The organism is Rhizobium sp. SVR5-9E (genome assembly GCF_056755095.1).
In genome coordinates this window covers 1-250 of the sequence record NZ_JBNDHS010000576.1, presented here as the reverse complement: position 1 = coordinate 250, position 250 = coordinate 1, and the positions used below count along the sequence as shown (strand labels likewise).

1 protein-coding gene is annotated in these 250 nt (G+C 57.2%); it reads left to right on the top strand.

Annotated features, from left to right (window positions below; all coding sequences use genetic code 11):
- Positions 1-250: uL11 family ribosomal protein (locus ACPYOJ_RS36135; protein ID WP_481420500.1), on the top strand; the 250-nt coding region annotated here is incomplete at both ends.

Here is a 250-nt window from a genome sequence, read left to right as displayed (position 1 = left end):
TGGAAAAGGGTATGCCGATTCCGGTCATCATCACCTATTACCAGGACAAGTCCTTTACCTTCGCGATGAAGCAGCCGCCTGTCAGCTACTTCCTCAAGAAAGAAGCGAAGATTCAGTCCGGTTCCAAGACGCCCGGCAAGGGCGCTACCGCCGGCAAGCTGACCACGGCTCAGATCAAGTCGATCGCCGAAGCCAAGATGACGGACCTGAACGCCGCGGATATCGAAGGCGCAATGGCCATGATCGCGGG